General features: G+C 68.9%; 18 protein-coding genes and 1 pseudogene. 7 read left to right on the top strand and 12 right to left on the bottom strand.

The features are described from left to right. Positions 1-72: 72 nt before the first annotated feature. The 5 genes from ACSDR0_RS29050 to ACSDR0_RS29030 form a co-directional block, all read right to left on the bottom strand. Positions 73-3,879 (bottom strand): type I polyketide synthase, encoded by a 3,807-nt coding sequence (locus tag ACSDR0_RS29050; RefSeq protein WP_435292077.1) that lies wholly within the window; start codon positions 3,877-3,879, stop codon positions 73-75. A 48-nt stretch (positions 3,880-3,927) separates the two neighbouring features. Next, on the bottom strand, positions 3,928-4,971 hold the full coding sequence (locus ACSDR0_RS29045; RefSeq protein WP_435292076.1) for a ketoacyl-ACP synthase III family protein: 1,044 nt from the start codon (positions 4,969-4,971) through the stop codon (positions 3,928-3,930). Positions 4,972-4,990: 19 nt separating this feature from the next. Beyond that, positions 4,991-5,266: an acyl carrier protein gene (locus tag ACSDR0_RS29040; protein ID WP_435292075.1), complete on the bottom strand. Its 276-nt coding sequence runs from the start codon at positions 5,264-5,266 to the stop codon at positions 4,991-4,993. Beyond that, complete coding sequence (locus ACSDR0_RS29035) at positions 5,263-6,315, bottom strand: ketoacyl-ACP synthase III family protein (protein ID WP_435292074.1); 1,053 nt, start codon at positions 6,313-6,315, stop codon at positions 5,263-5,265. The genes ACSDR0_RS29040 and ACSDR0_RS29035 overlap by 4 nt, the downstream gene beginning before the upstream one ends. A gap of 359 nt (positions 6,316-6,674) precedes the next feature. Then, positions 6,675-7,997 (bottom strand): cellulose binding domain-containing protein, encoded by a 1,323-nt coding sequence (locus tag ACSDR0_RS29030; RefSeq protein WP_435292073.1) that lies wholly within the window; start codon positions 7,995-7,997, stop codon positions 6,675-6,677. A gap of 552 nt (positions 7,998-8,549) precedes the next feature. On the opposite strand from ACSDR0_RS29030, the gene ACSDR0_RS29025 reads away from it, so the two are divergent. Further along, positions 8,550-8,768, top strand: a complete 219-nt coding sequence (locus tag ACSDR0_RS29025) for a hypothetical protein (protein WP_435292072.1) — start codon at positions 8,550-8,552, stop codon at positions 8,766-8,768. Positions 8,769-9,227: 459 nt separating this feature from the next. Here the strand turns inward: ACSDR0_RS29025 and ACSDR0_RS29020 are convergent, their stop codons facing one another. From ACSDR0_RS29020 to ACSDR0_RS29010, 3 genes and pseudogenes are all read right to left on the bottom strand, one after another. Beyond that, entirely contained in the window at positions 9,228-9,932 is a 705-nt protein-coding gene (locus ACSDR0_RS29020) for a carbohydrate-binding protein (protein ID WP_435292129.1), read from the bottom strand. Between the two features lie 54 nt (positions 9,933-9,986). Further along, positions 9,987-11,955, bottom strand: a pseudogene (locus ACSDR0_RS29015) (glycoside hydrolase family 95 protein); the annotation flags it as partial. A 381-nt stretch (positions 11,956-12,336) separates the two neighbouring features. Beyond that, positions 12,337-13,458 carry an alpha/beta hydrolase family protein gene (locus tag ACSDR0_RS29010; protein ID WP_435292071.1) on the bottom strand — a complete coding sequence of 374 codons (1,122 nt, stop codon included), beginning with the start codon at positions 13,456-13,458 and terminating at the stop codon, positions 12,337-12,339. Positions 13,459-13,566: 108 nt separating this feature from the next. Between ACSDR0_RS29010 and ACSDR0_RS29005 the strand changes: the two genes are divergently transcribed. Beyond that, positions 13,567-13,794 carry a hypothetical protein gene (locus tag ACSDR0_RS29005; protein WP_435292070.1) on the top strand — a complete coding sequence of 76 codons (228 nt, stop codon included), beginning with the start codon at positions 13,567-13,569 and terminating at the stop codon, positions 13,792-13,794. Next, the gene (locus ACSDR0_RS29000; protein WP_435292128.1) at positions 13,748-14,263 is read left to right on the top strand and encodes a LysR substrate-binding domain-containing protein; all 516 of its coding nucleotides are present in this window, start codon (positions 13,748-13,750) and stop codon (positions 14,261-14,263) included. Before ACSDR0_RS29005 ends, ACSDR0_RS29000 begins: the two co-directional genes overlap by 47 nt. A gap of 48 nt (positions 14,264-14,311) precedes the next feature. Here ACSDR0_RS29000 and ACSDR0_RS28995 read toward each other — a convergent pair whose 3' ends face one another. The 3 genes from ACSDR0_RS28995 to ACSDR0_RS28985 all read right to left on the bottom strand — a co-directional run bounded on the left by ACSDR0_RS28995 (position 14,312) and on the right by ACSDR0_RS28985 (position 17,173). Continuing rightward, entirely contained in the window at positions 14,312-15,115 is an 804-nt protein-coding gene (locus tag ACSDR0_RS28995) for a hypothetical protein (protein ID WP_435292069.1), read from the bottom strand. Between the two features lie 344 nt (positions 15,116-15,459). Beyond that, positions 15,460-16,383: a hypothetical protein gene (locus ACSDR0_RS28990; RefSeq protein WP_435292068.1), complete on the bottom strand. Its 924-nt coding sequence runs from the start codon at positions 16,381-16,383 to the stop codon at positions 15,460-15,462. Between the two features lie 22 nt (positions 16,384-16,405). After that, entirely contained in the window at positions 16,406-17,173 is a 768-nt protein-coding gene (locus tag ACSDR0_RS28985) for a hypothetical protein (RefSeq protein ID WP_435292067.1), read from the bottom strand. A gap of 257 nt (positions 17,174-17,430) precedes the next feature. On the opposite strand from ACSDR0_RS28985, the gene ACSDR0_RS28980 reads away from it, so the two are divergent. Further along, entirely contained in the window at positions 17,431-19,491 is a 2,061-nt protein-coding gene (locus ACSDR0_RS28980) for a DNA/RNA non-specific endonuclease (protein WP_435292066.1), read from the top strand. A gap of 176 nt (positions 19,492-19,667) precedes the next feature. On the opposite strand, the gene ACSDR0_RS28975 is transcribed toward ACSDR0_RS28980, so the two are convergent. Then, the gene (locus tag ACSDR0_RS28975) at positions 19,668-20,552 is read right to left on the bottom strand and encodes an NAD(P)-dependent oxidoreductase (protein WP_435292065.1); all 885 of its coding nucleotides are present in this window, start codon (positions 20,550-20,552) and stop codon (positions 19,668-19,670) included. A gap of 49 nt (positions 20,553-20,601) precedes the next feature. On the opposite strand from ACSDR0_RS28975, the gene ACSDR0_RS28970 reads away from it, so the two are divergent. The 3 genes from ACSDR0_RS28970 to ACSDR0_RS28960 all read left to right on the top strand — a co-directional run bounded on the left by ACSDR0_RS28970 (position 20,602) and on the right by ACSDR0_RS28960 (position 24,023). Beyond that, complete coding sequence (locus tag ACSDR0_RS28970; protein WP_435292064.1) at positions 20,602-21,009, top strand: MerR family transcriptional regulator; 408 nt, start codon at positions 20,602-20,604, stop codon at positions 21,007-21,009. A gap of 576 nt (positions 21,010-21,585) precedes the next feature. Then, complete coding sequence (locus tag ACSDR0_RS28965) at positions 21,586-22,860, top strand: glycosyltransferase (protein ID WP_435292063.1); 1,275 nt, start codon at positions 21,586-21,588, stop codon at positions 22,858-22,860. A 191-nt stretch (positions 22,861-23,051) separates the two neighbouring features. Then, a complete protein-coding gene (locus tag ACSDR0_RS28960; RefSeq protein ID WP_435292062.1) occupies positions 23,052-24,023 on the top strand; it encodes a zinc-binding dehydrogenase in 972 nt (323 codons plus the stop codon). Positions 24,024-24,059: the final 36 nt, after the last annotated feature.

Here is a 24,059-nt window from a genome sequence, read left to right as displayed (position 1 = left end):
GGGCGCGACAGCCGAACGCCACAGCCGGGCGGCCCGAGGGGATCGCCCCCTCGGGCCGCCCGGCCGGCGGCCTCAGCCCCCGATCGCGAGGATGGTCTCGGGGACGGTCTCCGCCGCCGCGTCCGGTCTCGGAGCCGCGAGAAGCTTCGCCAGGTGGTCCGCGATCGCGGAGATGGTGGGCTGCTGCCACAGCAGGGTCGCGGGGAGACGGCGGCCGAAGCGCTTCTCCAGGCGCCGCCGGACCATGACGGTCATCACCGAGTCCAGCCCCTGCTCGACAAGGGGACGCCGGGGCGCCAGGTCCTCAGGGGCCAGCCTCATCACGGCCGCGATCTCCGCGCGGATCTCGGGCAGGACCCGCTCGCGCAGGTCCTCGGGCGCCACGCCGGCGAACGACTCCGCGGACCCCCCGAGATCCTCCTCGGCCAGGGCGGGCGCGTCGATCACCGGATAGCGGAGTCCCGTGAGGTGTCCCACCACCCGGCCGTCCACGTCGGCCAGGAGCGCCCGGACGGTGTCGTCGGCGGCCGGGTCCACGGCCGCGTCGATGATCACCGTCGAGGGTGGCGTGCCGGTCAGCACCACCTCGTCGATGTGCACGACCATGCGCAGCACCGGATCGCCGGGGAACACGCAGGGCGCCACGGACATCACCGCGTCCAGCGCCGGCGCCCAGCCTCCCGGTTCCTCGGTGCGGACCGTGGCCCGCAGCACGCCGTCTCCGCTCAGCAGCGTCTCGATCGTCCAGTCGAAGCCCGTCGAGGGTACGCCGACGGTGGCCAGCCGCTTGTGCACGAACCCGGGGTCGATCCGGGTGAGAGCGCCGGCGTCCGGCAGCACGTCGGGTTTCACCTGGCCCGGAGCGGCCACGTCCGCGGTGACGTGCACCAGCCAGGCGGGTTCGGGCTCGTCGGGGCCGGCCGGTGTACGGGCCGCGAGCCGTACCGCCGGAGGCTCGTGCACGACCTGGACCTGCCTGCGCTCCGCGGTCATCAGCGGATGCATCATCTCCACGTCGGTGAGCGTGACGTCCTCGTCCTCGGCCGCGTGCAGGAACGTGTTGACCAGCACGGCGGCGGGCACGATCTCGACCCCGTTGAGGGTGTGGCTGCCCGGGTAGGGCCGGTTGGCGTCCTCCACGCTGGTCCGCCACATCCGGGTCCGGCTGCCCGCGAGGCTGGTCCCGGCTCCGAGCAGGGTGTGGGAGTGCACGTCGTGCCCTCGGTTGTCGTCCCCGGCGTACGCCTCGCGCCAGTGGCGGCGGTGCTGCCAGGCGTACGGCGGCAGATCGGCCAGGCCGCCGGACGGCTGCAGCCGGCTCCAGTCCACATCGACGCCGTGACAGTGCGCCGTGCCCAGCGCGATGAGGAAGGTCAGCGGCTCCGGCTGGTTCCGGCGCAGTGACGTGCCGACGAACACGTCCTCGAACCCGTTCTCCGAGAGCGTCTCGCTCACCGAGTGCGCGACCACGGGGTGGGGGGAGATCTCCAGGAACACGCGGTAGCCGTCCTGCGCCGCGGCCGTCGTCGCCGCGGTCAGCCGCACGGGGTCCCGAAGGTTCGCCGCCCAGTACGCGCCGTCCAGGACGGGTGTCGACCGGGGGTCCGCCAGCGCGGTCGTGTACATGGGGATGCGAGGCGCCCCGAACGAGAGATCGGCCGTGGCGGCGGCCAGTTCGACGGCCAGAGGATCCATGTGCGGGCTGTGGAAGGCGACATCCGACGCCACCCGCCGCACCACGATGCCCTCGACCGGCCACTCGTTCACCACCGCCTCGACCGCGGCGACGTCGCCGGACAGCACGGTGGAGCCGGGTGCCGACGAGATCGCGGCCACCAGGTCGGTACGGCCGGCCAGCCTCTGCTCCGCCTCCTCGAAGGACAGGTCGACCATCACCATGGCACCCTTGCCCTCGGCCTGGCGCAGCAGCCGGGAGCGGCGGCAGATCAGACGGGCGCCGTCGGCGACGCTCATCGCGCCGGCCGTCACCGCCGCCGCGATCTCGCCCACGGAGTGGCCGATGACGGCCTTCGGAGCGACCCCGTACGCGTTCCAGAGCCTGGCGAGGCCCAGCTGCATCACGAAGATCATGGTTTGCACGCGGTCGATGGTGTCGAGATCGCCGTCGGCCAGGACCTGCCGGGGAGAGAAGCCGATCTCCTCGACGAAGATCGGCTCCACCTCGTCGACCAGGGACGCGAACTCCGGCACGGCGAGCAGCTCCCGCCCCATCCCGCGCCACTGGCAGCCCTGCCCGGAGAAGACCCAGACCGGCCCGGGACCGAGCTCGGGCAGCACGTCACCGGTGAGGACGGCCTCGGCCGGCACGTCCTCCGCGAGCCTGCGCAGGTTGGCCGCCAGCTCTTCCCTGTCCGCCCCGACCACGACGGCGCGACGGGCCAGATGGGTGCGCCGGAGTGCCAGGGTGTGCCCCGCCGACGCCAGGTCGACCCCCTTCCCGAGGTGATCGGCGAGCTTGCCCGCGTACTGCCGCAGAGCCTGCTCCGACGCGGCCGACAGCGGGAACAGCCGCTCCCCCGCCCCCTGGCCCCGGGGCACCTCCTGGGCCTCTTGGGCCTCTTGGGCCTCTTGGGCCGGAGGAGCCTGCTCGAGCACGATGTGCGCGACCGTTCCGCCGTACCCGAAGCTGGAGACGCCCGCCCGGCGGGGGTGGTCGCGCTCCGGCCAGGCCGATCGTTCGGTCACCACGTGCAGGCCCGAGGTCTCCCACGGGATGGCCGGGTTCAGGGTGGTCAGCACGCTCGGGGGGATCTCACCGCGGTCGAGGGCGAGCACCGCCTTGATGACGCCGGTGATGCCCGCGGCGCCTTCGAGGTGACCGATGTTGGACTTGACCGAGCCGATGAGGCACGGGTCGCCGGGGGGCCGCCCCGCGCCGTACACGGATGAGAGCGCTCCCACCTCGAGGGGGTCACCGAGCCGGGTCCCGGTGCCGTGCGCTTCGATGTAGTCGAGGGTGGACGGCGCGACGCCCGCCTGACGGCAGGCCCGGATCATCACGTGTTCCTGAGCCTCCCCGCACGGCGCCATGATGCCGTTGGTGTGCCCGTCCTGGTTCACGGCGCTGCCGATGACGAGCGCGAGGATCCGGTCACCGTCGCGCTGCGCGTCGGACAGCCGCTTGAGCACGACCACGCCGCAGCCCTCGCCGCGTCCGTAGCCGTCGGCCGACGCGTCGAACGACTTGGACCGCCCGTCGGGAGCCAGGGCTCCGGCCGTGCCGAGCGTGAGGGTCTGGCCCGGGGTGACCAGCAGGTTGACGCCGCCGGCGAGGGCGACGTCGTTCTCGCCGAGCCGCAGGCTCTGCGCGGCCAGGTGCAGCGCGACCAGCGACGCCGAGCAGGCGGTGTCGATCGCCATGCTGGGTCCGCGCAGGTCCAGGGAGTAGGAGATGCGATTGGCGACGGCGCAGGTCGCGGCGCCGATCCCGGTCCACGCCTCGATCTCGGGCAGGTCCTCCAGGAGGCGGCCTCCGTAGTCGCCGGTGCAGACCCCGACGAACACCCCGGCGTCGGTGCCGGCCAGCTCGTGCGGCGGCAGGCCGGCGTTCTCCAGGGCCTCCCACGCGGTCTCCATCAGGATCCGCTGCTGCGGGTCCATCAGCTCGGCCTCGCGGGGCGACAGGCCGAAGAACTCCGCGTCGAAGCCCTCGATGTCGCTCAGGAAGCTGCCGTGACGCACGGCGTCGCGCAGCGCGGCGGCGTGTTCGGGGCTCCGGTTCTCGTACCGGCGCCAGCGTTCGGCGGGCAGCGGCCGGGTCGTGTTCCGGCCTGCGGACAGCAGGTCCCAGAACTCGTCCGGTGAGCGGGTGTCACCGGGAAGGCGGCACCCGATCCCGATCACCGCCACTGGTTCCACCCGGACTCCGCGCGGACTGTCGACCATCTGCGTTCGTTTCCCTTCGGTTCAGACCCACTGAGGATTGTCGATGATCTTGATCACGGCGCTGGAGACGGTCACTCCCGGCCCGGTGCCGAGCATCAGCATGTGGTCGCCGGGGCCCAGCTGCCCGGTCATGAGCAGGTGGTCGAGGGAAAGGACCTGGTCGCTGGCCCCGCAGTGGCCGATGGTGCGGCCGTAGTCCCAGGTCGAGCGGGACATGGGCAGGTCGAGCATGGCCATGCACCGCTGTTCGACGATCTCTTCGGAGTAGTTCATGAACGCCACCCGGGCGAGTGCCCCGGCCTCGATCCCGCTCTCGGCCAGCGCGCGCTCGACGACCTCCACCATCGCCCGCTGGATCTTGAACAGCGCCGCGGTGGCCTCGCCCTTGGGCATGACCTGCTGCCGGAACTGCTCGTTCCTGGCCGCGAAGCTCATCCGGCGCCCGACCGTGACACCCGGGGGGAACAGGGGTTCGCTGCCCCGGTGCAGTTCCTCGGCCTCGGTCACCGTCGTCGTGCAGACCGACGTCAGGCGCGCGAAACCCGTCCCCTTGGTGAGCACGAGCGCGCCGGCGGCGTCCCCGCCGATGTAGCCGGGGCCCATCCGCCACCGGTCCATCAACGGGGTGCCGTAATTGTCGGCGGAGACCAGCAAGGCGGCCTGCCGGCCGGGAGCGGCGTCCAGGTAGCCGGCCGCGAGTTCCAGGCCGATGAACATCCCGTTGCAGCCCTGCCGGATCTCGGTGGCCAGGACGTCCCCGCCGACGAGATGACGCTGCAGGTAGGAGTGCGGGGGCCAGCCGTCCGGCCCCTGGTGCCACGTCGAGGCGTACAGGAGGAGATCCAAATCGGCCTGCGCCCGCCCGCTGCGCTTGAGCGCGCTCCGCGCCGCGTGCAGGGCCATCTCCGGAGCCGGTAGGTCACCGGCCACCGCCGCCCCGGCCAGGTTGTGCAGCTCGGCCTCTTCGGCCGGGTACCAGCCTTTGGCGACGGCTTTCTCGACGCTGACGACGGTCCGGGGGAGGAAGGCTCCCACTCCGCTGATGTACGTGTCCGCCAACTGCATGACTCTGCCCTTGCCCCGGCTAAGCGGATTCGAGTTCTCTGACCATCGCCACGATGGTCACGACGTCCCGGAAGTTCTCGGGGTCGAGCTTCGCGGCGGGGATCGGGACGCCGATGTCCCTCCGGAGGAAGTTCAGCAGCCGCGCCGTCCGCAGGGAGTCCAGGAGACCCGACACGAGGAGCGGGGTCGTCTCGTCGACCTTGATGTCGTCACTGTCCTGGACGAGGTTCTCCTGGATGAAGTCGACCAGCCTTCGCGTGAGCTCGGTCATGCGCGTGTGCGTGAGCTCGGTCATGCGCGTGCCTCTCTCGTGACGGGAGAGGTGGAGAGGATCCTGAACGCCGCCGCGGCGACGGACGTTCCCGAGCCGAACCCGACCATGAGCAGGTGATCGCCGGCAACGAGCCCGCCGGTCTTGACCAGATTCTCGAAGGCGATGAACTGGTCCACCGCGCCGCAGTGGCCCACGCGCCTCCCGTAGTCCCAGGTCGTCTGATCCTCGTCGATGCCCAGCCAGGACATCTGCCCCTCCAGGTCCTCGCGGCGGCCGTGCGGCAACGCCACCCGCGTGATGTCGGCGAGTCCGATCCCGGCCTCGTCCAGGGTCTGTTCGACCTGCTGCATCATCGTTTTCTGGATCGTCAGGTGAATCCCGGTTCCCTGGGCCTTGAGCAGCCGCTGGCGGAACTCCTCGTGCCGGTCTCCGAAGCTCAGCCCCCTGCCGACGGTGGCGTCCGGCGGGAACAGGGGGTAGGCGCCGTCGTTGACCGCGTCGGCCTCCGGGATCACCGTCGCGTTCACCGACAGGAGCTCGGCCATGCCGTACTCCTTGCCGAGGACGAGCGCGGCCGCGGCGTCGCCGATCAGCGCCCCGGGGGTCATCCGCCAGCGGTCCACCAGCGGGGTGCCGTGGTTGTCCGAGGAGACGACCATGGCCGTCTCCCGGCCCGCGTCGGCCTGCAGATAGCTCGCCGCCAGGTCGAGCGAGCTGATCATCCCTACGCAGCCGCTCCGGATCTCGAACGCCGGCACGTTTCCGCCGAGGAGGTGCTTCTGCAGGTAGTGCTGGGGCTGCCAGCCGTTCGGGCCCTGGTGCCAGACCGACGGGTAGAGCAGAAGGTCGAGATCACGCGGGGAGGACTCACCCCAGCGGTCGTACGCGTCCAGGACCGCGAGCCGCGCCATCTCGGGCGCGGGCATGTCGCCGGCCACCGCCGCGCCGATCTGCCGGAATTTCTCTGCCTCCTCGGCCGGGTACCAGCCCTCACGAACCGCCTGCTCGACGCTCACACTGTCAGGCACATAGACGCCGAGACTCCTGACGAACATGTTGGATGTACGCACACGTCCCCTTAACTCATCGACGATCCCGGACGACGGCCTTCGGACAGCGGAAGACGGCTCATCCGATTTATTTCGGGCCCCGGGATATCAAGCGACCCCGGCCGGTCAATGAAAACAACGGAAAATGGGCCGACGGGCCGTCCGGGGCAAGAATAGGGGCGGACCGTCGGATAAAGCAATATGAAGGCGAGCGGCCCGGTCGGCGACATTCCGTGATCAGAATTAAACGGAACGTGTCGAGTTCTGGAAATGCGCCTTTCCGCTCCACATCACAGTTCTCCGAATGCAATTTTGAGGATCCGGACGACGAGAGAACGGTGCCGGGCCGTCGCCATTCGGCTCAGGCCCGGCACGTCGTCTCAGGCGGGCACTCTCGTGCAGACGATGTTGTTGAGCTTGAACTGGGCCGGAATACCGTTCGTCCCGGTGGCGGTCGCCGAGAAGCCGAGGCTCTGACTGGAGCCGGGGCCGATGTAGGAGTTATGGCCGGCGTCGCGGGCGGTCACCTGATTGCCGACCTGGGTCACCGTGGCGTTCCAGGCTGTCGTGATCTGCTGGTTGCCCGACCAGGCCCACGTCAGGGTCCAGCCGTCGATGGGGGTCGTGCCGGTGTTCTTGATGGTCGCACTGCCGTTGAAGGCGCCGTTCCAGGTACCGGTGGCGTAGGTGACCTCGCAGGCGTTGCCCATCTTGAGCCCGCTGCGCAGGAAGGTCGCGAAGTTGGCCCAGGTGGGGTTCAACGTGCCGGTGCCGACGGTCTCGGCGCAGTCGGTGGTGGTGCGGACGGTCTGCAGGCCGTACTGGGCGGGGTCCATGATCTGGGGCATCATGTGGTCCGCGGCGGGCACCGAGACGAACGTGGCGTCGCCGCACTGAGCCTTGATCCTGTTGTAGAGCAGGACGCTCTGCCCGTGCGGTACCAGGAAGTCGGCCTGGCCGTGCAGGAACATCAGCGGCGGGTCGTTGGCGTCGACGTAGGTCATCGGATTGGCCTGGGCCACCGTGGCCGGGCAGGTCTGGATCGGGCAGCCGACCAGGAGGGATTCCGGGGAGGCGGGAGAGTTGTGGTCGAGCCCGCCGGTCGGCAGGTTCTGCGCGTTCATCTGCAGGAAGTCGGTCGGGCTGTAGAAGGCGAGTCCTACCTGCACGGCGCTGGAGACGCCGGTCGTGCCGACGGTGCCCTCCATCGCCGCCACTCCGCCGGACAGGGTGGCCATCTCCGTCAGCCAGCCGCCCGAGGAGTCGCCCATGATCGCGAAGCGATTGGGGTCGAGCTGGTACGTGGCGGCGTTCGCGCGCAGCCAGCGGATGGCCGCCTTGATGTCGTGCACCTGGGCCGGGAAGATCGCCTGGGCGCTGGACCGGACGCTGACGCCGGCCACCGCGAAGCCCAGGGGGTTGAAGATGCTCGCGATCGCGTCCGCGCCGGCCTTGCCGTCGTCGCTCGTCCAGGCCGAGCCGGTGTGCCAGATCAGCAGAGGCCGGGGCGTGATGCCGGTGGACGGCAGGTGGAGGTCCAGTAGGTGCCCCCTGCTACCGGCCGGTTGTGCGGGCGCGTAAGCGATATCAGTGATCACCTGCGTGGCGTGAGCCGGTGGCGCGAACGTCGCTGACACACCGACGGCGGCCAGCACGGTCATCGCCATGCCGACAATCATGGCCGTGCGGATTCGAGCTTGCATGGTGCGACTCCGGTCGGGTCGGATGATCGCCGCTTCCCCGGTGACCGTCCGTGTCTCCTCCTGTGCCGGGGCAGCCGCGATCAACACGCCGACCGTAGCGCCTGCGAGAACAACGTCCTGCTCGAGTGTCGCGGCTTACATCGATATGGGCGGGGCGACGATATGACACGTAAGTGACGATGGTCAAAGTTTTCTTCATATCGCTTCTATCGAGCAGGAAAAGTGGCATAAATCGTACTTTATAGATCATGTGGTACGAAGGCAGCACAGATCATCCATGGCATGCACAGGAAGTCGGATACGCATCTACGAGGTCTTCGAAGGCCGCCGCGTCTGGAATTGGACAGCGGCCTGAACCTCGGGGAACAGACGACCCAGGAAGCGGTAACCGGATTTACCGACGGTAAACATCCGTGAAACGTTCATCCTCAGACGACAACGTCGGCGGGAGTTTCGGTCCCTTCCCATGACTGATTCGGACATGACAATTTTCCTGGCGCGCGGTGAGTGATAATGTCCACCGTCATGATCTCCACAGTCACAGGAGGACGAATGCGAAAGGTACGCGCTGTTCTCGTCTCGGCCGTCGTGATCCTCGGAGCGTCGCTGACGATCGGCGCCACTTCGGCGCAGGCTGAGAGTCTGGCCGGCGTCTTCAGGGACCACTCGGAGTGCGAGCGGATCGGAACCCACGGCATCAACCAGGGCTGGTGGGACGACTATTCATGCAAGTGGGAGAGCCGGTACCGCTATTACTTCCTCTACACGTGATCCCGTGAAACGCGCGCGTTCCCGGCTCTGAACGGGTGGTCGCCGACCTCCCGCCCCGGCAGAGGCCTACTCGAGAACGGCCCCTCGCGGGGTGTTCACGAGTAGGTCTGACCTGAGACGGGGCGGGCGCTTGAAGATCGCTTCCCGGAACGGGAGAGGTCGTCTCCCGGGATCAGCCGGTGCCGATCGCCGGGCGGACCTTCCCGTTGGAACACGCCCCGGTCGCGCGGCGCCCCGGGTAGGACCCCGCTCTTGATCTGACAGGCCCCAGGATGTCCTCGCCGAGCCGCACACCGCGAGCGATCGGCCGGAACGGCCGGACGGACCTCGATCCGACCCGTCGCCGCGGCAGGAGATCGGATGCCGGCGTCGCCTCGGCTCATCGTGTCGGCAGCTCCTGGCCGGCCCGGCGGCGCCATCCCCGGGCGGTCACCGGCCCGGGGATGGACCAGTGTCATCTCATGTCGCGACGGTGAAGGTGTCGACGTCGAACAGGTTGCCGCCACCACCCACGAAGACCAGATACAACGGCCCCGACGCCGACCCGCTCAACGTCGTGGACACCGTCGCATAGGTGTCCCAGCCACCCGTCGGCGACACCGCCACCGACCCCAGCAACGTCCCGGTGGCCGACCCCGACCGAATCTGGATCGTCCCACCTGACCCGGCGGAGGAAACCCGCGCGGTGAAGGTCCGCAACCCGGCAGTGTTCACCCCGGAGTACGCCGCCCAGTCACCGTTCTCGATGTAGCCCACCGAAGCGCCACCGCTGGCGCCCGGATGATCGGCCCGCTGCACACCCGACTGCGAGGTGAACGCCTCACCCTCCACCGTCTGGCCACCGGTGCCGCCCGACTGGAAGGTGACCGTGTACGTCTTTCCTGCGGTGGCGTTCCAGCTCAGCGTGTCACCGGTGCGCGTGGCGGTGACCGTGGCGCCCGTTTCGTCCTTGACCTGGTAGGTGCCGGTGGCGGCGGCGGTCCTGACCTTGATCGGGGCCGTCCTGCCGGTGCGCAGGGTGATCGTCTCGGCCGCGCCGGACTTCCACGTGGTGTCCACGGTGACGTCGCCCCGAGCGCGCAGACCGGTCACCGAGCCGGTCGGCCACACGGCCGGCAGCGCGGGCAGCACGTGCACGGTGTCGTGCTGGCTCTGCACGAGCATCTCCGCGACCCCGGAGGTCGCGCCGAAGTTGCCGTCGATCTGGAACGGCGGGTGGGTGTCCCACAGGTTGTCCAGCGTGGAGGACTTGAGCTGCTCGCTGAGCATCTTGTGCGCGCGGGTGCCGTCGAGCAGCCGGGCCCAGAAATTGATCTTCCAGGCCTTGGACCAGCCGGTGCCGCCGTCGCCGCGCGCGTTCAGGGAGACGCGGGCCGCCGCCGCCTCGGCGGTGCCGGGGAGGATCTGGTTGCCCGGGTGCAGGGCGAACAGGTGGGAGACGTGCCGGTGGGTGTCGGTCTGGGAGTCCCAGTCGGTCTTCCACTCCTGAAGCTGGCCCCAGCGTCCGATGCGCAGCCCCGGGTCGAGCCGGGACAGGGCGGTGCTCACCTCGTTCTGGAAGGCGGTGTCCACGCCCAGCGTGCGGGCGGCGGCCAGCGCGTTGGTGAACACCTCGCGCACGATCTGCTGGGACATCGAGGCGCCCGCCGAGAAGTCGCCGTTCTCCGGCGAGTAGCTGGGCGAGACCACGAGCTTGCCGTCACGCGGGTCGGTGTGCAGGAAGTCCAGCCAGAACTCGGCCGCGCCCTTGATCGCCGGGTAGGCGGTGTTGCGCAGGTAGTTCACGTCGCCGCTGAATCGGTAGCTGTCGTACATGTGCTGGGTCGTCCAGGCGGCGGCCTCGGGGAACCAGAACGACTGCGGGTAGCTGTGCACGCCGGTGAAGCCGTAGGGGTTGGTCTCGTTGTTGACCACCCAACCGCGGGCTCCGTACATGTTGGTGGCCGTCACCCGGCCTGGAGCGACCATGCTCGCGACGTACCTGTCGTACGGCCTGGTCGTCTCGCGCAGGTTGGTGCTCGGCAGGCCAGTAGTTCATCTGGAGGTTGATGTTGACGTGGTAGTCGGCGTCCCAGGGTGGGTTGGTGACGTTGTTCCACACGCCCTGGAGGTTGGCCGGGAGGATGTCGTTCTCCCGCGAGGAGGAGATCAGCAGGTAGCGGCCGTAGGCGAAGAACATCGCCTCCAGCGCCCGGTCCTGGGCCGAGGAACCGCCCGTGTAGTTGCCGCGCAACGTGTTCGTCGGGACGGTCGGGTTCGTCTGGCCGATGTTCAGCTTCACCCGGTCGAACAGGTTCTTGTAGTCGGCCAGGTGCGCGGCCTTCAGCTCGTCGTAGCTCTTGGCCGCCGCCGTGGTCACCCGCGAGGTGACCCCGGCCTGCGGGTCGGTGCCCCGGTAGGCCGGGTAGCCGTCGGAGTAGTTGGTGCCCGCCGACAGCACCAGCATCACGCTGTTGGCCCCGGAGACGGTGACACGGTCTCCGGAGTCCGTCCGGGTGCCGCCCTGGTTGACCACCTGCACCTGGGCCTCGAACCGCAGGCCGTTGTTGGCGAGCTGGCCGCGGATGGCGAGCCGGCCGTTCGAGGCGGTCACGGTCTTGTCGGTACGCGGTGAGGTGTGCCGCAGCGTGAACGACACCCGGCCGGTCTGGTTGGCCGAGATCCGGGCCACGATCACGTTGCCGGGGTTGCTGGCGAAGTACTCGCGGGTGTACTCGACGCCGCCCGCCGTGTAGCCGACCCTGGCCACGGCCTCGCGCAGGCTCAGCTCGCGCCGGTACCCCGTGGTGCTCGACGGCGGGTTGGCGAAGTCGAGGAACAGGTCGCCGAAGGTCTGGTAGGAGCCGAAGTTGGTCTTGCCCTGGCCGAGCGCGTTGGCGACGGTCTGCGGCGCGATCCTGCCGCTCTGGTCGATCTGCGCCTGCATGTTGTCGATGGCCCCCGGGCGGGGCGAGGTCCAGTTGCCGTGGTTGTAGCCGCCGGAGGCGCCGGGACCGCCGGTCCACAGCGTCTTCTCGTTGAACTGGATCTGCTCGGAGGCCACCCCGCCGAAGAGTTTGGCGCCCAGGGGGCCGTTACCGATCGGCAGCGCCTGTGTCTCCCAGTCGGTGGCCGGCGAGTTGTACCACAGGGTCAGATCGTCGGTCGCGGGCAGAGCCAGGGCCTGCGCCGAGATGGGCGTGTTCATACCGGCGAGCATCGCGACCACACCTAACAGTGCGATGCCCAGTCTGGGGCGCGGGAACTTGATCACACAAATTCCTCCGATCAACAAGGGGGGTAGACAAGGAAATATCACCGAAACAAGGCTTCACATCCGATGTCTCTTGACTTGGTGATCGGACCTACCCATCGACCCGGATGTCGCCAGGACGAGACGACCGTGGCTCGAACGCACGTCGGGACATCCGGATCGCACATCTCCACCACGTGGAGACCGTGACCGCACGGGATAGGTTGGATGTCCTCCGCCGGGCCGGGCTCGATCGGTTCGACGGACATCCGAGGTCACGGGTTCGCCCCCCGAAGGATGTCCATCACGGAGGCCGTGGCGAACCCGGCCCGCCGTCTACCAGAACCTCACTTCGGGGTAACCGCTGGACGGCCCGTCCAGCAACGGCTGATGCCTGCCCTTCAGATGCAGGTCGAGGAAAGCGGTGACGTACGCGCGGGTGATCTTTATGGAGCGCTCGCCGTCGATCGGGTACCCCGGCATCCCGAGCTGAGGCTGGAGCACCGCGTAGTCGATGAAGCTCATGTGTTCGGCGCCTGTCACGGTGAGCCAGCGCTTCCGGTCACCGGTCACATGCGGCCAGAACAGGTCCCAGGACCCCTTCCTCTCACCGCTGTCCGGCTCCTGCCTGGGGTTGCCGATCATCATGAACGGCTTCTCGACGGGCTTCGCCGGCGTCGGCGGGTTGTAGGAGCCGTCCAGATTGACCGCGGCCTTGATCCGCCGGCTCACGGGCAGGAGATGCGCGGCGCTCTGACCGCCGACCGAATGCCCCACCATCGCGATCCTGGTCTCGTCGATCAGCCGGTTCCAGTGCGCGCTCCTCTCAAGCCGGTCCAGCACGAACGTCGTGTCGGCGGCCCTGACCCGGGCGACCTTCGCCCCCAACTCCGGGGTCTGGCCGCCCTTGCCCGCCTCGAACGTGACGGTCCTGCCGTCGGGGAACGTGGTGTCCACGGACTCGTAGGTGTGTTCGATGCCCGTCACCAGGTATCCCCTGCTCGCGAATTCCTCGGCCAGCGAGGTCATCGTCGCGCGGGGCAACGTCATGCCGGGCGACAAGACCACCAGCGGCCATCCTTCCTTCCGCCTCAGCGGGGGCGCGTCGACGCGGGCGTACGTCTTCGTCCTGGCGAGCGTGTCCGGCGGCACGTCCTTCAGCTGCGGCACGCTCTTGATGATCAGCTCCGACTCCTGAGGCGTGACGTACGGGGCCGGTCGGCCCGCGGCCTTCCGCGCCGGATACCAGACCGAGACCATCAGCTCGCGCGCCTTCCTGTCGGCCACCCACGGGTCGGGACGGCTGGAGTCGATCAGGTGCATGACCGACCGTCCGACGGCGTGGCCACCCGTCGGCGCGGGCAGGGCGGGCGCGGGGGCGGACGCCGCGGCGTCCGCCGTACCGATACCGGTGAGCGCGGAGAACGCGAGCACGCTCGCGATTGCTGTCTTCCTCATGTCCCCGACCATGCGGCACGACACGGCCGTACCGTCCCCGGCGAAAGTCACCCGGCACCCGCGACTTTCGTAGGGGGCGTTGCCCGGGTCGCCCTATAGCCTCTGACCATGACGTACGGCGACGCCGGGATCATCGAGCGGAGCACGCCGTGGGCGCTCGGCGCGGCGGTCTTCCTTCTCTCCATGGCCTCGGCGTCCGGTTCGGTGGGCGTCGAGTCGACGCTGCCCGAACCCGTGCTCGTGGCCGTCGCCGCGGCGTCGGCGGTGGCCGCGGCCCGCGCCAGACACTATCAGCGGCAGCGACCCGTTCACCGCCCTGCGCACCGGAGAGCATGACGTGAACGTCCCGTGGCTGCCCGTCGCCGAACCAGACCTCACGGTCGGCCCCACCGTGTTCACCGGAGGTCGCGTGCTGGCCGTGTCAGCGGACCATCCGCTCGCCGGTCGCGGCACCGCGTCCCTGGAGGACCTCGCCGACAACCATGTCGTCGACCTCGGCGCCGAAGCCCCCGAGTACTGGGTCGCGTCCATGGTCCCCATGCGCACGCCACTCGGCCGCCGCGTCCCACGCGGGCCTATCGCGCGGACCTTCCACGAGATCCTCTCCCTGGTCGCCTCCGGACGCTGCGTCCACCCACTGGGCGAAATCGCCGCCCGCTACAACAGGCCCCCCGGCGTCGTCTTCCTGCCCCTCCATGACGCCCCCGCCCTCCAATGGGCCCTGACATGGCGATCCACCGCCGACAGCCCGACCATCCGCGCGCTGGCCCGGACCGCCGCCGACCTCGGCCCCATCTCACTGTGACGGCGACGGCGGGCAGCGGCCCAGCCGGCAACATGACCGCTCGTCGGCTCATGCCCCCAACGTGGTCTGGGCGGCCGGTTGGTGGCGCGGGGCGGCAAGGTCGTGGGCGGAGCGGGCCAGCCAGATCATCATCAGGACGCTCGAGACCACACCGAGAGCCTCGACGGCGCTTCCCTCGTCCGGGAACGGCAATGCCGCCAGTACCAGAAAGATCGGCGACGCCAGGGCGGCGATACCGTACGCGACGGTCGCCGTCCCCCAGCGGTCGTCGCCCCCCTGGGCTCGCAGGACCAGTACCGTCCAAACCAGGCCGGCCAGGCCGCAAATCGACTCCACCTCATCCGGGACGGACCAGCCGACGAGGTCGAGTACGCCGATGACGGTGAAACCGCCGTACCCCAGCACCCCCGCGCCCCGCGTGTACTGCCGGTCGCCGCCCAGCACCCGCATGAACAGCAGCACGATCACCCACATCACCGCAGAGTCGATCACCGTCGCATATGCCCAGGTCGACGACGTGGTGACGTGGAGCAGCCAGATCGTAGCCGTCGCGACGTAGAGCGCCACGCGCAACCGCAGGGTGTTCCGGTCCTGCTGGGGCGGCGGCCCCGCCGGCGGCCCGCGCAGGATCTGCCAGATCCCCCATGCCCAGGACAGCCCGGCCAGGACCAGGAGGAGCAGGTTCTGCCCTGTCGCCGCGACGCCTTCGGTCACGGTCGCGAACAGCGTCAGCCACCACAACGGGCCGAGGTCGCCGGAGATCAGGGCGACGACGACGGCGACCGTCAGCGCGGCGCCGTACAGACCGGTGACGAGCAGGGCGGGCAGGGCTGAACGGTGCCGACGTGACACGGGACGCTTCCTGGGGGTTCGGAGAGGATGGGAGCGAACGCCTCACCCTACAATCGATCATGAAGAGTGGCGCCAGGCGGAGGGCGTGCGTCTTCCAATGCCCGGCGGCAGGCACCTCCCCATCGGTCACCCGCCCCCGCTTCGACCGCCTCCACCAGCGCGCGCCCAGCCGGCCCACCGCGGTCGACCTGACCGACGCCCGGCAGCGAGCCGCCCACCCCGCGGCCGAACGGCCGGCATCCCGGCGGCCACGGGTGCGCTGTCCATGGTGAGGTGGTTGGCGACCGGGGAGCCGCAACGCATCGCCAACCCGGCACCGTGCGCCCCTCGCGCCGCCACCCGCGTCATCCACACTTGGCGTGCCGGTCGGTGATCTTGAAGAACTCTACCCGGACGGACCTGTCGTCAGGAAGCGCGATCGCCCGGGCCTGGCCGTTCGCCGTCCAGCAGGCCGGCAGGAGGAAGTACTGGTTGTTGGCATGAATGAGCAGTCGCAGGCCGTCGTACCGGTAGCGGTACCGCGAGATTTTGTCCGCTGACTGCGGAAGCCGGGACTCCACGATGCCGGGTCCCTCGATGTGCAGCCGCTCCGGCGCGTAGACCACCACACCCGGTAGCCGCCTGGGATCCGCGACCAGGTCGATCGCCATGTCCCGCCCATACGTATGTATGTACGTGGCGGACGACCAGAGCGACAGGACGAAGAGCAGACCGACGAAGGCCATTCGTCTGACCAGCCGGAGCAGCGGCGACTCGGCCTGGGGCCAGAACCGCCAATGAACGGTCAAGCCATTGAGATGGCTCGCGTATCCGAGCAGTAGCACACCGAGCCCTATGCTCATCGGAATGACGGGGAGCAGGCGCGAGTATCTCACCAGGTCGGTTCCCCCCAGGACTCCGGCCACGCACAGAAACGCACCGGCGAGCGCCGTCCCCAACGCGACCCAGCGGGCCACCGCGGGGCGGCCGGACAGCACCGAGACGAGCAAGTGGTGCAACGGCATCAACGCCACGACCGCGAGCAGCAGCCACACCACTGGCTCGAACACCGTGTCGACGCTGCGGAACACGTAGTCCTGGGGCGACAGACCGAGGACGCTCGGATCCACGCCGAACACGCGGTAGGTGGTGTTGGTGCGCACCGCCCCGAAGTAGACCAGCACCGCGGTGATGAGGGTCGGCACGACGAACTTCTCGAACGCCTCCCCCATGCCGGTGTAACCCGCCTCGGTGTCGTTCCGCTCCGGAGCTTCGGGCTGGCTGCTCACCGTCGCTGCTCCCTGGATCCTCTTAACTCTGTTCCGGCACAGGCGGTGGCGGCTCCGGGCGTGGCTCCACCGGAGATGATCGTTCGGGGGGCGACGGCTCCGGTTCCGGGAGCTTCTCAGAGGGCTTCTCGGAGGGCTTCTCAGGGGGCTTCTCAGGGGAGGAGGTGCCGGGAGTCGGCTCACCTGAGGGCGAACTCGGCGGTGGGGCGGTGGTGACCTCCGGTGAGCCACCCCGAGAGGGCTCCGGCCGCTGAGAAGGCTTACAGGTCAACCGCGAACCCGCCCGCTTGAGGGCCTCACACATCTCGGCGGACTTGTCCGCCTCCCCCTGATCGACCTGGGCGAGCATGTAGAGGGCGCGCTGCACCTCGGCTGCGTTGTCCTCGACGGTGTAACCGACCACCTGCGCCTTTATCATCAAGCTGGTCCACTCGACCGACGGCGGGGTGGGGTCCGTCTCCTGCGCCGCGCGTATGTACGCGAGACCTTTGGACACCTGCCCGGCGTTGATGTTCGCGATGCCGGCGCACCCTTTGCCGATCGCGGCGGTCTCCGGGTCGGCCTGCCTGGCGACGTTGTCCATCGACCTGGCCAATGCCTCGTTATCACCGGCCCGCAACCCCTGGTCGCACTCTTTGAGTACGGCGAGCGCCGCCGGCGGGATGTCGGCCCCACCGTTCTTCGGCACAAGGGGATCGTCGGGCGTTATGTGAACCTGCGTGTTCTCCCCGCATGCGACCGCCAGCGCCAGCAAGACAGCCGCGATCGGATATCTGCCCAGTCCGCCCATCGGGCACCCCCCGAGCCCATCGTGAACCCAGCATAGATACCCATTGTCACCAATAAGACACTCTGCGCTCGTTTGGGTGACGGCATCCGAGGGGGCGGCCAGCACGGGCAGCGGCCGGCACGGGCGGCGGCCAGCACGGGCGGCGGCCAGCAGGAAACCGGCCCATTTCCGGGAGAATTACCTGATACCGGTCGGGGAATAACGCCCCCACCAGGAAAGCGACGGGGCCGGCCGGGGCGGCGGGATGGGGGCAGGGCATGGATTCGGTCGAAGTATCGCCCGCCGGGTTGCAGGAGGATGTGGCCACGCGGGTGGCCGACAGGAGTGAGCAGCGCCAGTGGAAGATCGCCGTGCTCGCCGAGCCGGGCGGCATCGCCCGCGCCGATGAGCCGGTGCGGGTGGCCGCCCGCATCGATCGGCTCAGCCGCCACTACCGAGACATCCGCCCGATCGATCCCACAGCGATCACCACAGCGCAACCGGCGGCCGTGACAGCGGCGGCGGCGGTGCTGGAGCGGATCATCCAAACCAACGACCTGCTGCCTGTCGGCTACCTGGAAGGCGGGGCCGCGGCGGCGCGGGCGGTCGGGCGGGTGGTCGTCCGTGACGCGCGCGGGCGGCTGGCCGGCTACGGCACCGGATCGCTGGTCTCCCCGGACCTGCTGCTCACCAACCACCACGTGCTCACCAACGCCACTACGGCCGGCCGCAGCGGCGTGGAGTTCGACTACCAGGACGGCATCGACGGACGGCCACTCCCACTGCAGGGCTTCTCCCTGGATCCGGACCGGTTCTTCGTCGCCGACCAAGAGCTGGACTTCGCGCTGGTGGCGGTGAAGGCCGGCATAGGCGAGCTGGCCCGGTTCGGGTTCAACCGGTTGGTGGCCACCGAGGGCAAGGCCATCGTCGGTGACTTCGTCACGATCGTCCAGCATCCGGGCGGAGAGAAGAAACAGGTCGCGCTGCGGGAGAACCGGATCGTCGATGTCCTGGAGTTGTTCCTGCACTACCAAACCGACACCGAGCCCGGGTCCTCCGGCTCCCCGGTCTTCAACGACCAGTGGGAGATCGTGGCTTTGCACCACGCCGGCGTCCCCGCCCCCGACCACGACGCGTCCGGCGGCATCATCAACGAAGGGGTGCGGGTCAGCCGGCTGCTGGCCTTCCTGCGCGGCCGGCCGTTCCCACCGGCCCAGCAGGCCCTGGTCGACCGGTTGTTCACCGAACGCATCAGCCTCCCGCCCACCTCAGCGACTCTGACCGCTCCGGCCGACCGGTCGCTCACCCGACCCGTCGAGCCCGCCGAACAGCTGAAGCCGGTCGAGCCGGTGGCGCGGCCGACCACCGGGCAGGTGCCGCTGACGCTGACGCTGACCGTCCCCTTCGACATCCGGCTGCGCGGCGAACCGGTCGACGCCACCGGCCCGGCCGCAGCGGCGCCGGAGGCGATCCAGATCGATCCGGACTACGCTGGCCGCCGCGGCTATGACCCGGACTTCCTGCCGGGCGGGCATCGGGTGCCGCTGCCCGCCCTGCCCCCCGATCTCCTCGCGCTGGCGGCGCTCAACCGGCACGCCGGCGACGGGCAGGCGCACGTGCTGGACTATCACCACTTCAGCGTGGTGATGAACCGGCAGCGGCGGCTGGCCTTCTTCACCGCGGTCAACATCGACGGCGCGACCAGCCTGCGTATCCGCCGCGACCCCGACCGCTGGATCTTCGACCCCCGCCTCTCTAAGAGTGAGCAGGCCGGAGAAGAGGTCTACCGCGACAACCCCCTGGACCGCGGCCACCTGGTCCGCCGCCTGGACCCGGCGTGGGGGGCCAGCCACATGGTGGCCAAGTTCGGCAACGACGACACCTTCCACTTCACCAACTGCACCCCGCAGCACAAGGACTTCAACCAGAACCAGACCACCTGGGCCGGGCTGGAGGACTACATCCTGGACAACGCCGACACCCTCGACCTGAAAGCCACCGTCTTCACCGGCCCGGTCCTGGCCTCCGACGACGACCCCTACCGCGGCGTCCAGCTGCCCCGCCAATACTGGAAAGTCGTGGCGATGACCAAACAGAACGGTGAGCTGTCGGCCACCGGCTACCTGCTCAGCCAAGACCACCTCATCGACGGCCTGGAAACCGCCCCCGCCGAGTTCTCCTACGGCGCCTACAAGACCTACCAGGTCCCGATCCGGCGCATCGAAGACCTCACCCGGCTGTCATTCGACACCCTCGCCGACGCCGACCCCCTGGCCCGTATGGAAGTGGCGGCCACCACGGCCCAGGAGATCACCCACCCCCGCCACCTCACCCTCTGACAACCATCGAATCACCGGGGCTGAACCGCGCCGAGTGTCGGAGTCGGTGCGGTGTCCAGCCGCCGGTGGCGGCCTCGAACAGCTTGGCGACCCGACGACAGGACAGCCGCGCCTTCCCGCTGCCCGCGTCGATGTCGACTTCGCCGAGGCCGCCGAGATCCCGGTGTCGGGATCGGTCAGTCGTTGCGGGGTTTGCCGAACTCCTCGATCAGCACGGAATACTGCTCCCCACCGTGTCCGGCGGCGATCGAGCGGTCGGCCATCGCCTTGATCAGCTTCGGCAGTTCGGCGTTGACACCCACCGCCTCGCTCTCCTCGATCAGGTGTGCCATCGCCCGCGCGTCGGTCTCCAGGGCCGACACCTCGGCCGGGAAGGAGCCGCTGTCGATCTGCTCGGCGTACCCGGGCAGCCATTCGGCCACACCGGCAGCGATCTGCCGCGCGAACGGCGCATACGTCGCGGCGTCGACACCGGCCGTCCTGACCAGGGCGGTGCCCTGGAGCCAGGCGTTCAGGACGCTCCACATCATGGCCAGGCCGGCCACGTCGTACAGGGACGCCAGCCCGTGGTCCGCGCCGAGGTAGGTGACGGTGCCGAGCGCATCGAGCGTTGACTTGTGCGCCTCGGAGTCAGGCTGCGGCCCGCTGTGCAGAATCACCGCCTCGGCGGTCCCGATCGCCGACGGGATGGCCATGATGGCGCCGTCCAGGTAACGGGCGCCGCGCTGCCCGGCCCATTGGGCGGCTTCCCGGGCCTGGGCCGAGTCGCCCGAGGTCAGGTTGACCACCATCGTGCCGTCCAGCTCGATATCGCTCGTGCCGAGCAGCTCGTGCACGGCCTGGTAATCGGTGACGCAGACGATCGTCAGGGAACCCGCCTTGATCGCGTCGCCAACCGTTGGCGCCAGTCGTGCACCCTTGGCCACCAGTTGGTCGGCCTTGGAGGTTGTGCGGTTCCACACGGTTGTGGGATGCCCGGCTTTCAAAAACGCGCCGGCGAGCGCCTGGCCCATCAGCCCGAGTCCGATGACTGTCACGGGTGTATCGGTTTTGCGGTTCATGGCAGCATCGTCAACGTTGATACCGGTGTGAAGGTCAAGTGAGGTTTCGATGCATATCGGGGAATTGAGTCGTCGGGCGGGCGTCAACGCCCATCAGTTGCGCTACTACGAGGCCCAGGGCCTGCTGAAGGCAGACCGCGGCGCGAACGGTTACCGCGAGTACGACGAGACCGCCGTGCTGCGGGTGAAACAGATTCGGCACCTGCTTGGTGCCGGTTTGTCCTCCGAGGACATCGCGTACCTGCTGCCCTGTGCGGTCGGAGAGGTCCCGGAGCTGCTCGGGTGTCCCGAGTTGCTGGCCGCGATGCGGTCACGGCTGCAGCGCCTGGACGATCAGATGGGCAGGCTCGCTCAATCCCGCGCCGCTCTTGCCGACTACATTGACGCGGCTGATCGAATGGCCGGCGAAAACTATCCCCCCTTTGACGATCCTGACCAGGAGCCCGTCCCCGCCTGAGCCATATGCCGGGTTTTCGGCCAGGAACCCAAGGGCCTTTTACCGACCCGTTCGCAAGGATGCTCCAGGCGGTGGTGACCACCGGTGCTTCACCGTTCGCATTGTGGAGTCGCGGGAACGCATGGCGTGAATGCAACGCGTAGGTGTGACCACTCCTCTTCAGGAAAACAATGTGAAACACCTGGCCCGGGCCGACGCCGGTCCCCGCCCGGCCGCGAGCCACAGGGGATGGTGATCCGGCTCCTGATCGCGGGCAACGGGGCGGCCCGACCGCGGCAGGCTTTCGGTTTCCCCTCGAACAACGCCGGTGTCCGTCAAGCCAACGTTCTCCACAAGGACACATTCTTGTAACCCGCGTGAGGAGTACTTGAGAGGCCGTCCGTGGACGCGTCGCACCCTTGCCGGGCGGCCTGTCGGCGAGACCGTTCACTGTGGACCGATACCGCCTTTCGTGCCCCAAGAGTTTCGAATACGCATGGGGAAAATACATGATCCGGCCTTTACGCATTGTAGACTCGACGACCATCGTCCTGGACGGGGCGACATACGGATGCTTCGCATTAACTGGAGCCTGGAATGCGCGTCCTCATCGTTACGGATTCGTTTTCGCCGAGGATGGACGGGGTGGCGGTCTCCGTCGACTCCCTGATTCACGGCCTCGTTTCCGCAGGCCATGATGTGGGAGTGGTCTTTCCGGGGCGGCGCTCAGGGTACGAGGTGGACGAAACAGGCACGCAGAGGTGGTGCGTGTCGTCGTTCAGGACGCCGTTGGACGGATATCCACTCTCCCTGGCCTCCGCGAGAAGCATCACCCGAATCATTCGTGTTTTCGGACCGGATTTCATCTCCGTTCAGACCATCGGCTCTATCGGGGTGGCCTCTCTGCGCGCATCGCGTCGGCTGGAATTGCCTGTCGCGCTCTCCTGGCATACGGATTTCGAGTCCTACCTCAACAAATATCGACTGGCGTGGCTGTTCATACTTCCCGCATACGTCGTCCTGAGAGGAGGAGGTGTTCGGTTGTGCCGCGACTTGACGAGGAAGGCAGCCGGCGCCGGCAGGTCCGGTGTCATCCGGGAAATCCTCGCGTACGTGGCCGATGCCGCTGACCTGGTGGTCGCCCCGTCCGCCAGAACCGCTTCCTACCTGAAGGGCCTGGAAGCCGAGCGGCCTGTTTTCGTGTTGCCCACCGGCGTCGAAGAATCAGAGTTGAGGGGAGAAACACCACCGGAGGAGCTGGTCGAGTCCATCGAAGCCACTTCGGAGGGAAGCCGCATCGTCTATGTCGGCCGTCTGAGCCGGGAGAAGGGAATCGATTTCCTTGTGGAGGCGTTCGGGCACGTCGTAGAGCGCCGGCCACAAGCGACCCTCATCCTTGTGGGCCCGTGCGAAGACCCCAGAACGTGGCTTCGACTGCGTACGGCGCGAGTGCGCTTGGGAGCGAACCTTCTCGTGGCCGGCCCCGTGGAGCGTCGAACACTGTCGGACCTCTACCGTCGAGTCGATGTCTTCGCCACCGCCTCCGTTACGGAGACGCAGGGAATCACGGTGTGGGAGGCCGCCCTCGCGGGACTACCCGTCATCGCCAGGGACGACTTTCTCGATGAGGATGTCTGTGAGGAGGTCCTGGGCGGCTTGCGGACACCGGAGGAATTCGGGGACGCGGTTGTGAGTCGCATTGATCGGGACCACCGGGCCGGGGAGGCCGGCAGGATGCGAGTGGGGCCCACCGGTACCGACAGAGCGCGACTGCTCGTGGCGGCGGTCGACCATGTGCTGTCCGGTGAAACCGGCGGATCAGCCCGTCCTGGGCCGTGGTTTCCGCGAGACGGAGGCTGGCGCGAAGGATGACGACCGTGGCCTACTGCCGCGCCGGAGCGGGCCTGCGCCCGGCCGACGCCAGGTCGAGGCCAGGCCGACGCAACAGGCGGCTGCGGCGAGTTCGGGGGACGTGACTCACGACCGCTTGACCTCGATCGTGGTTGAGGTTGGAGACTGCTCCGCGCCGGTGTCGGACAGCCAAGTGCGAGAGAGCGACTGACGTGCGAGTAGTGAAGGTCACGAGTTTCGGAGATCCCGAGGTGCTGGTTCCGGGCGAGGCACCGGAGCCGGTCGCCGGACCCGGCCAGGTGGTGGTCGACGTATCCGTCGCGGGCATCACGTTCGTCGAGACGCAGATCCGGCGTGGCGTCGACAGGTGGCACAGCAGGCCCGAGCTGCCGTACGTGCCGGGCGGTACGGTGGCGGGCCGGGTGGGTTCGCTCGGGGAGGACGTGGATCCGGGCTGGTCCGGACGGCGTGTCATCGCCGGCACCGGGGAGGGCGGCGGCTTCGCCGAGCGTGCGGTGGCCGCCGTGGAGGACCTGGTCCCGGTGCCGGAAGGGCTGGGGCTGCCCGAGGCCGTCGCCCTGCACACCGACGGCAGCACCGCGTTGGGCCTGGTCGAGGGGGCCCGGATTCGTCCTGGGGAGTGGGTGCTGGTCGAGGCGGCGGGCGGCGGTGTCGGCAGCCTGCTGGTGCAACTGGCGCGGGCGGCCGGCGCCCGGGTCATCGGAGCCGCACGCGGCGCGCGGAAGCTGGAGCTGGCTCGCGATCTGGGCGCGGAGGTCGCGGTCGACTACTCCGATCCGGACTGGACGGACCAGGTACGCGAGGCGACCGGCGGCACGGGCCCCGACGTGGTGTTCGACGGGGTCGGCGGGGAGATCGGCCGGGCCGCGTTCGAGGTGACGGCGGACGGCGGCCGCTTCTCCGTCCACGGTGCCTCCAGCGGCCAGGTCACGGTGATCGACCCCGCGCGGGCACGACGGCGCGAGATCGAGGTGATCGGGATCGAGCAGCTCTTCGGCTTCGGGCCACGGATGGGGCGATGGGCCGAGCGGGTGATGTCGGAAGCGGTGGCGGGCCGGATCCGGCCGATCATCGGGCAGACCTTCCCGCTGGAACGCGCCGCGGACGCGCACGCCCTGATCGAGTCGCGCGGTGCCCTGGGTAAGACCCTGCTCCTGATCTGACGGGGAACCGGCCGACGCGCCGGCCGGCGCCGAGCA

Origin of the sequence: Streptosporangium sp. G11 (assembly GCF_051192615.1) — a bacterium.
Lineage (GTDB): Bacteria > Actinomycetota > Actinomycetes > Streptosporangiales > Streptosporangiaceae > Streptosporangium.
The sequence above is the reverse complement of the archived record's forward strand: the minus strand, read 5'-3'. Positions and strand labels throughout refer to the sequence as shown.

What these genes read in the sequence shown, in the direction of transcription:
- ACSDR0_RS28965 (WP_435292063.1), top strand. Translation starts at nt 21,586, where the DNA reads ATGCGCGTCCTCATCGTTACGGATTCGTTTTCGCCGAGGATGGACGGG.
- ACSDR0_RS29005 (WP_435292070.1), top strand. Translation starts at nt 13,567, where the DNA reads ATGACGTACGGCGACGCCGGGATCATCGAGCGGAGCACGCCGTGGGCG.
- ACSDR0_RS28975 (WP_435292065.1), bottom strand. Translation starts at nt 20,552, where the DNA reads ATGAACCGCAAAACCGATACACCCGTGACAGTCATCGGACTCGGGCTG.
- ACSDR0_RS29030 (WP_435292073.1), bottom strand. Translation starts at nt 7,997, where the DNA reads ATGCAAGCTCGAATCCGCACGGCCATGATTGTCGGCATGGCGATGACC.
- ACSDR0_RS28985 (WP_435292067.1), bottom strand. Translation starts at nt 17,173, where the DNA reads ATGGGCGGACTGGGCAGATATCCGATCGCGGCTGTCTTGCTGGCGCTG.
- ACSDR0_RS29040 (WP_435292075.1), bottom strand. Translation starts at nt 5,266, where the DNA reads ATGACCGAGCTCACGCACACGCGCATGACCGAGCTCACGCGAAGGCTG.
- ACSDR0_RS29020 (WP_435292129.1), bottom strand. Translation starts at nt 9,932, where the DNA reads ATGCTCGTGCAGAGCCAGCACGACACCGTGCACGTGCTGCCCGCGCTG.
- ACSDR0_RS29010 (WP_435292071.1), bottom strand. Translation starts at nt 13,458, where the DNA reads ATGAGGAAGACAGCAATCGCGAGCGTGCTCGCGTTCTCCGCGCTCACC.
- ACSDR0_RS28980 (WP_435292066.1), top strand. Translation starts at nt 17,431, where the DNA reads ATGGATTCGGTCGAAGTATCGCCCGCCGGGTTGCAGGAGGATGTGGCC.
- ACSDR0_RS29045 (WP_435292076.1), bottom strand. Translation starts at nt 4,971, where the DNA reads ATGCAGTTGGCGGACACGTACATCAGCGGAGTGGGAGCCTTCCTCCCC.
- ACSDR0_RS28970 (WP_435292064.1), top strand. Translation starts at nt 20,602, where the DNA reads ATGCATATCGGGGAATTGAGTCGTCGGGCGGGCGTCAACGCCCATCAG.
- ACSDR0_RS29025 (WP_435292072.1), top strand. Translation starts at nt 8,550, where the DNA reads ATGCGAAAGGTACGCGCTGTTCTCGTCTCGGCCGTCGTGATCCTCGGA.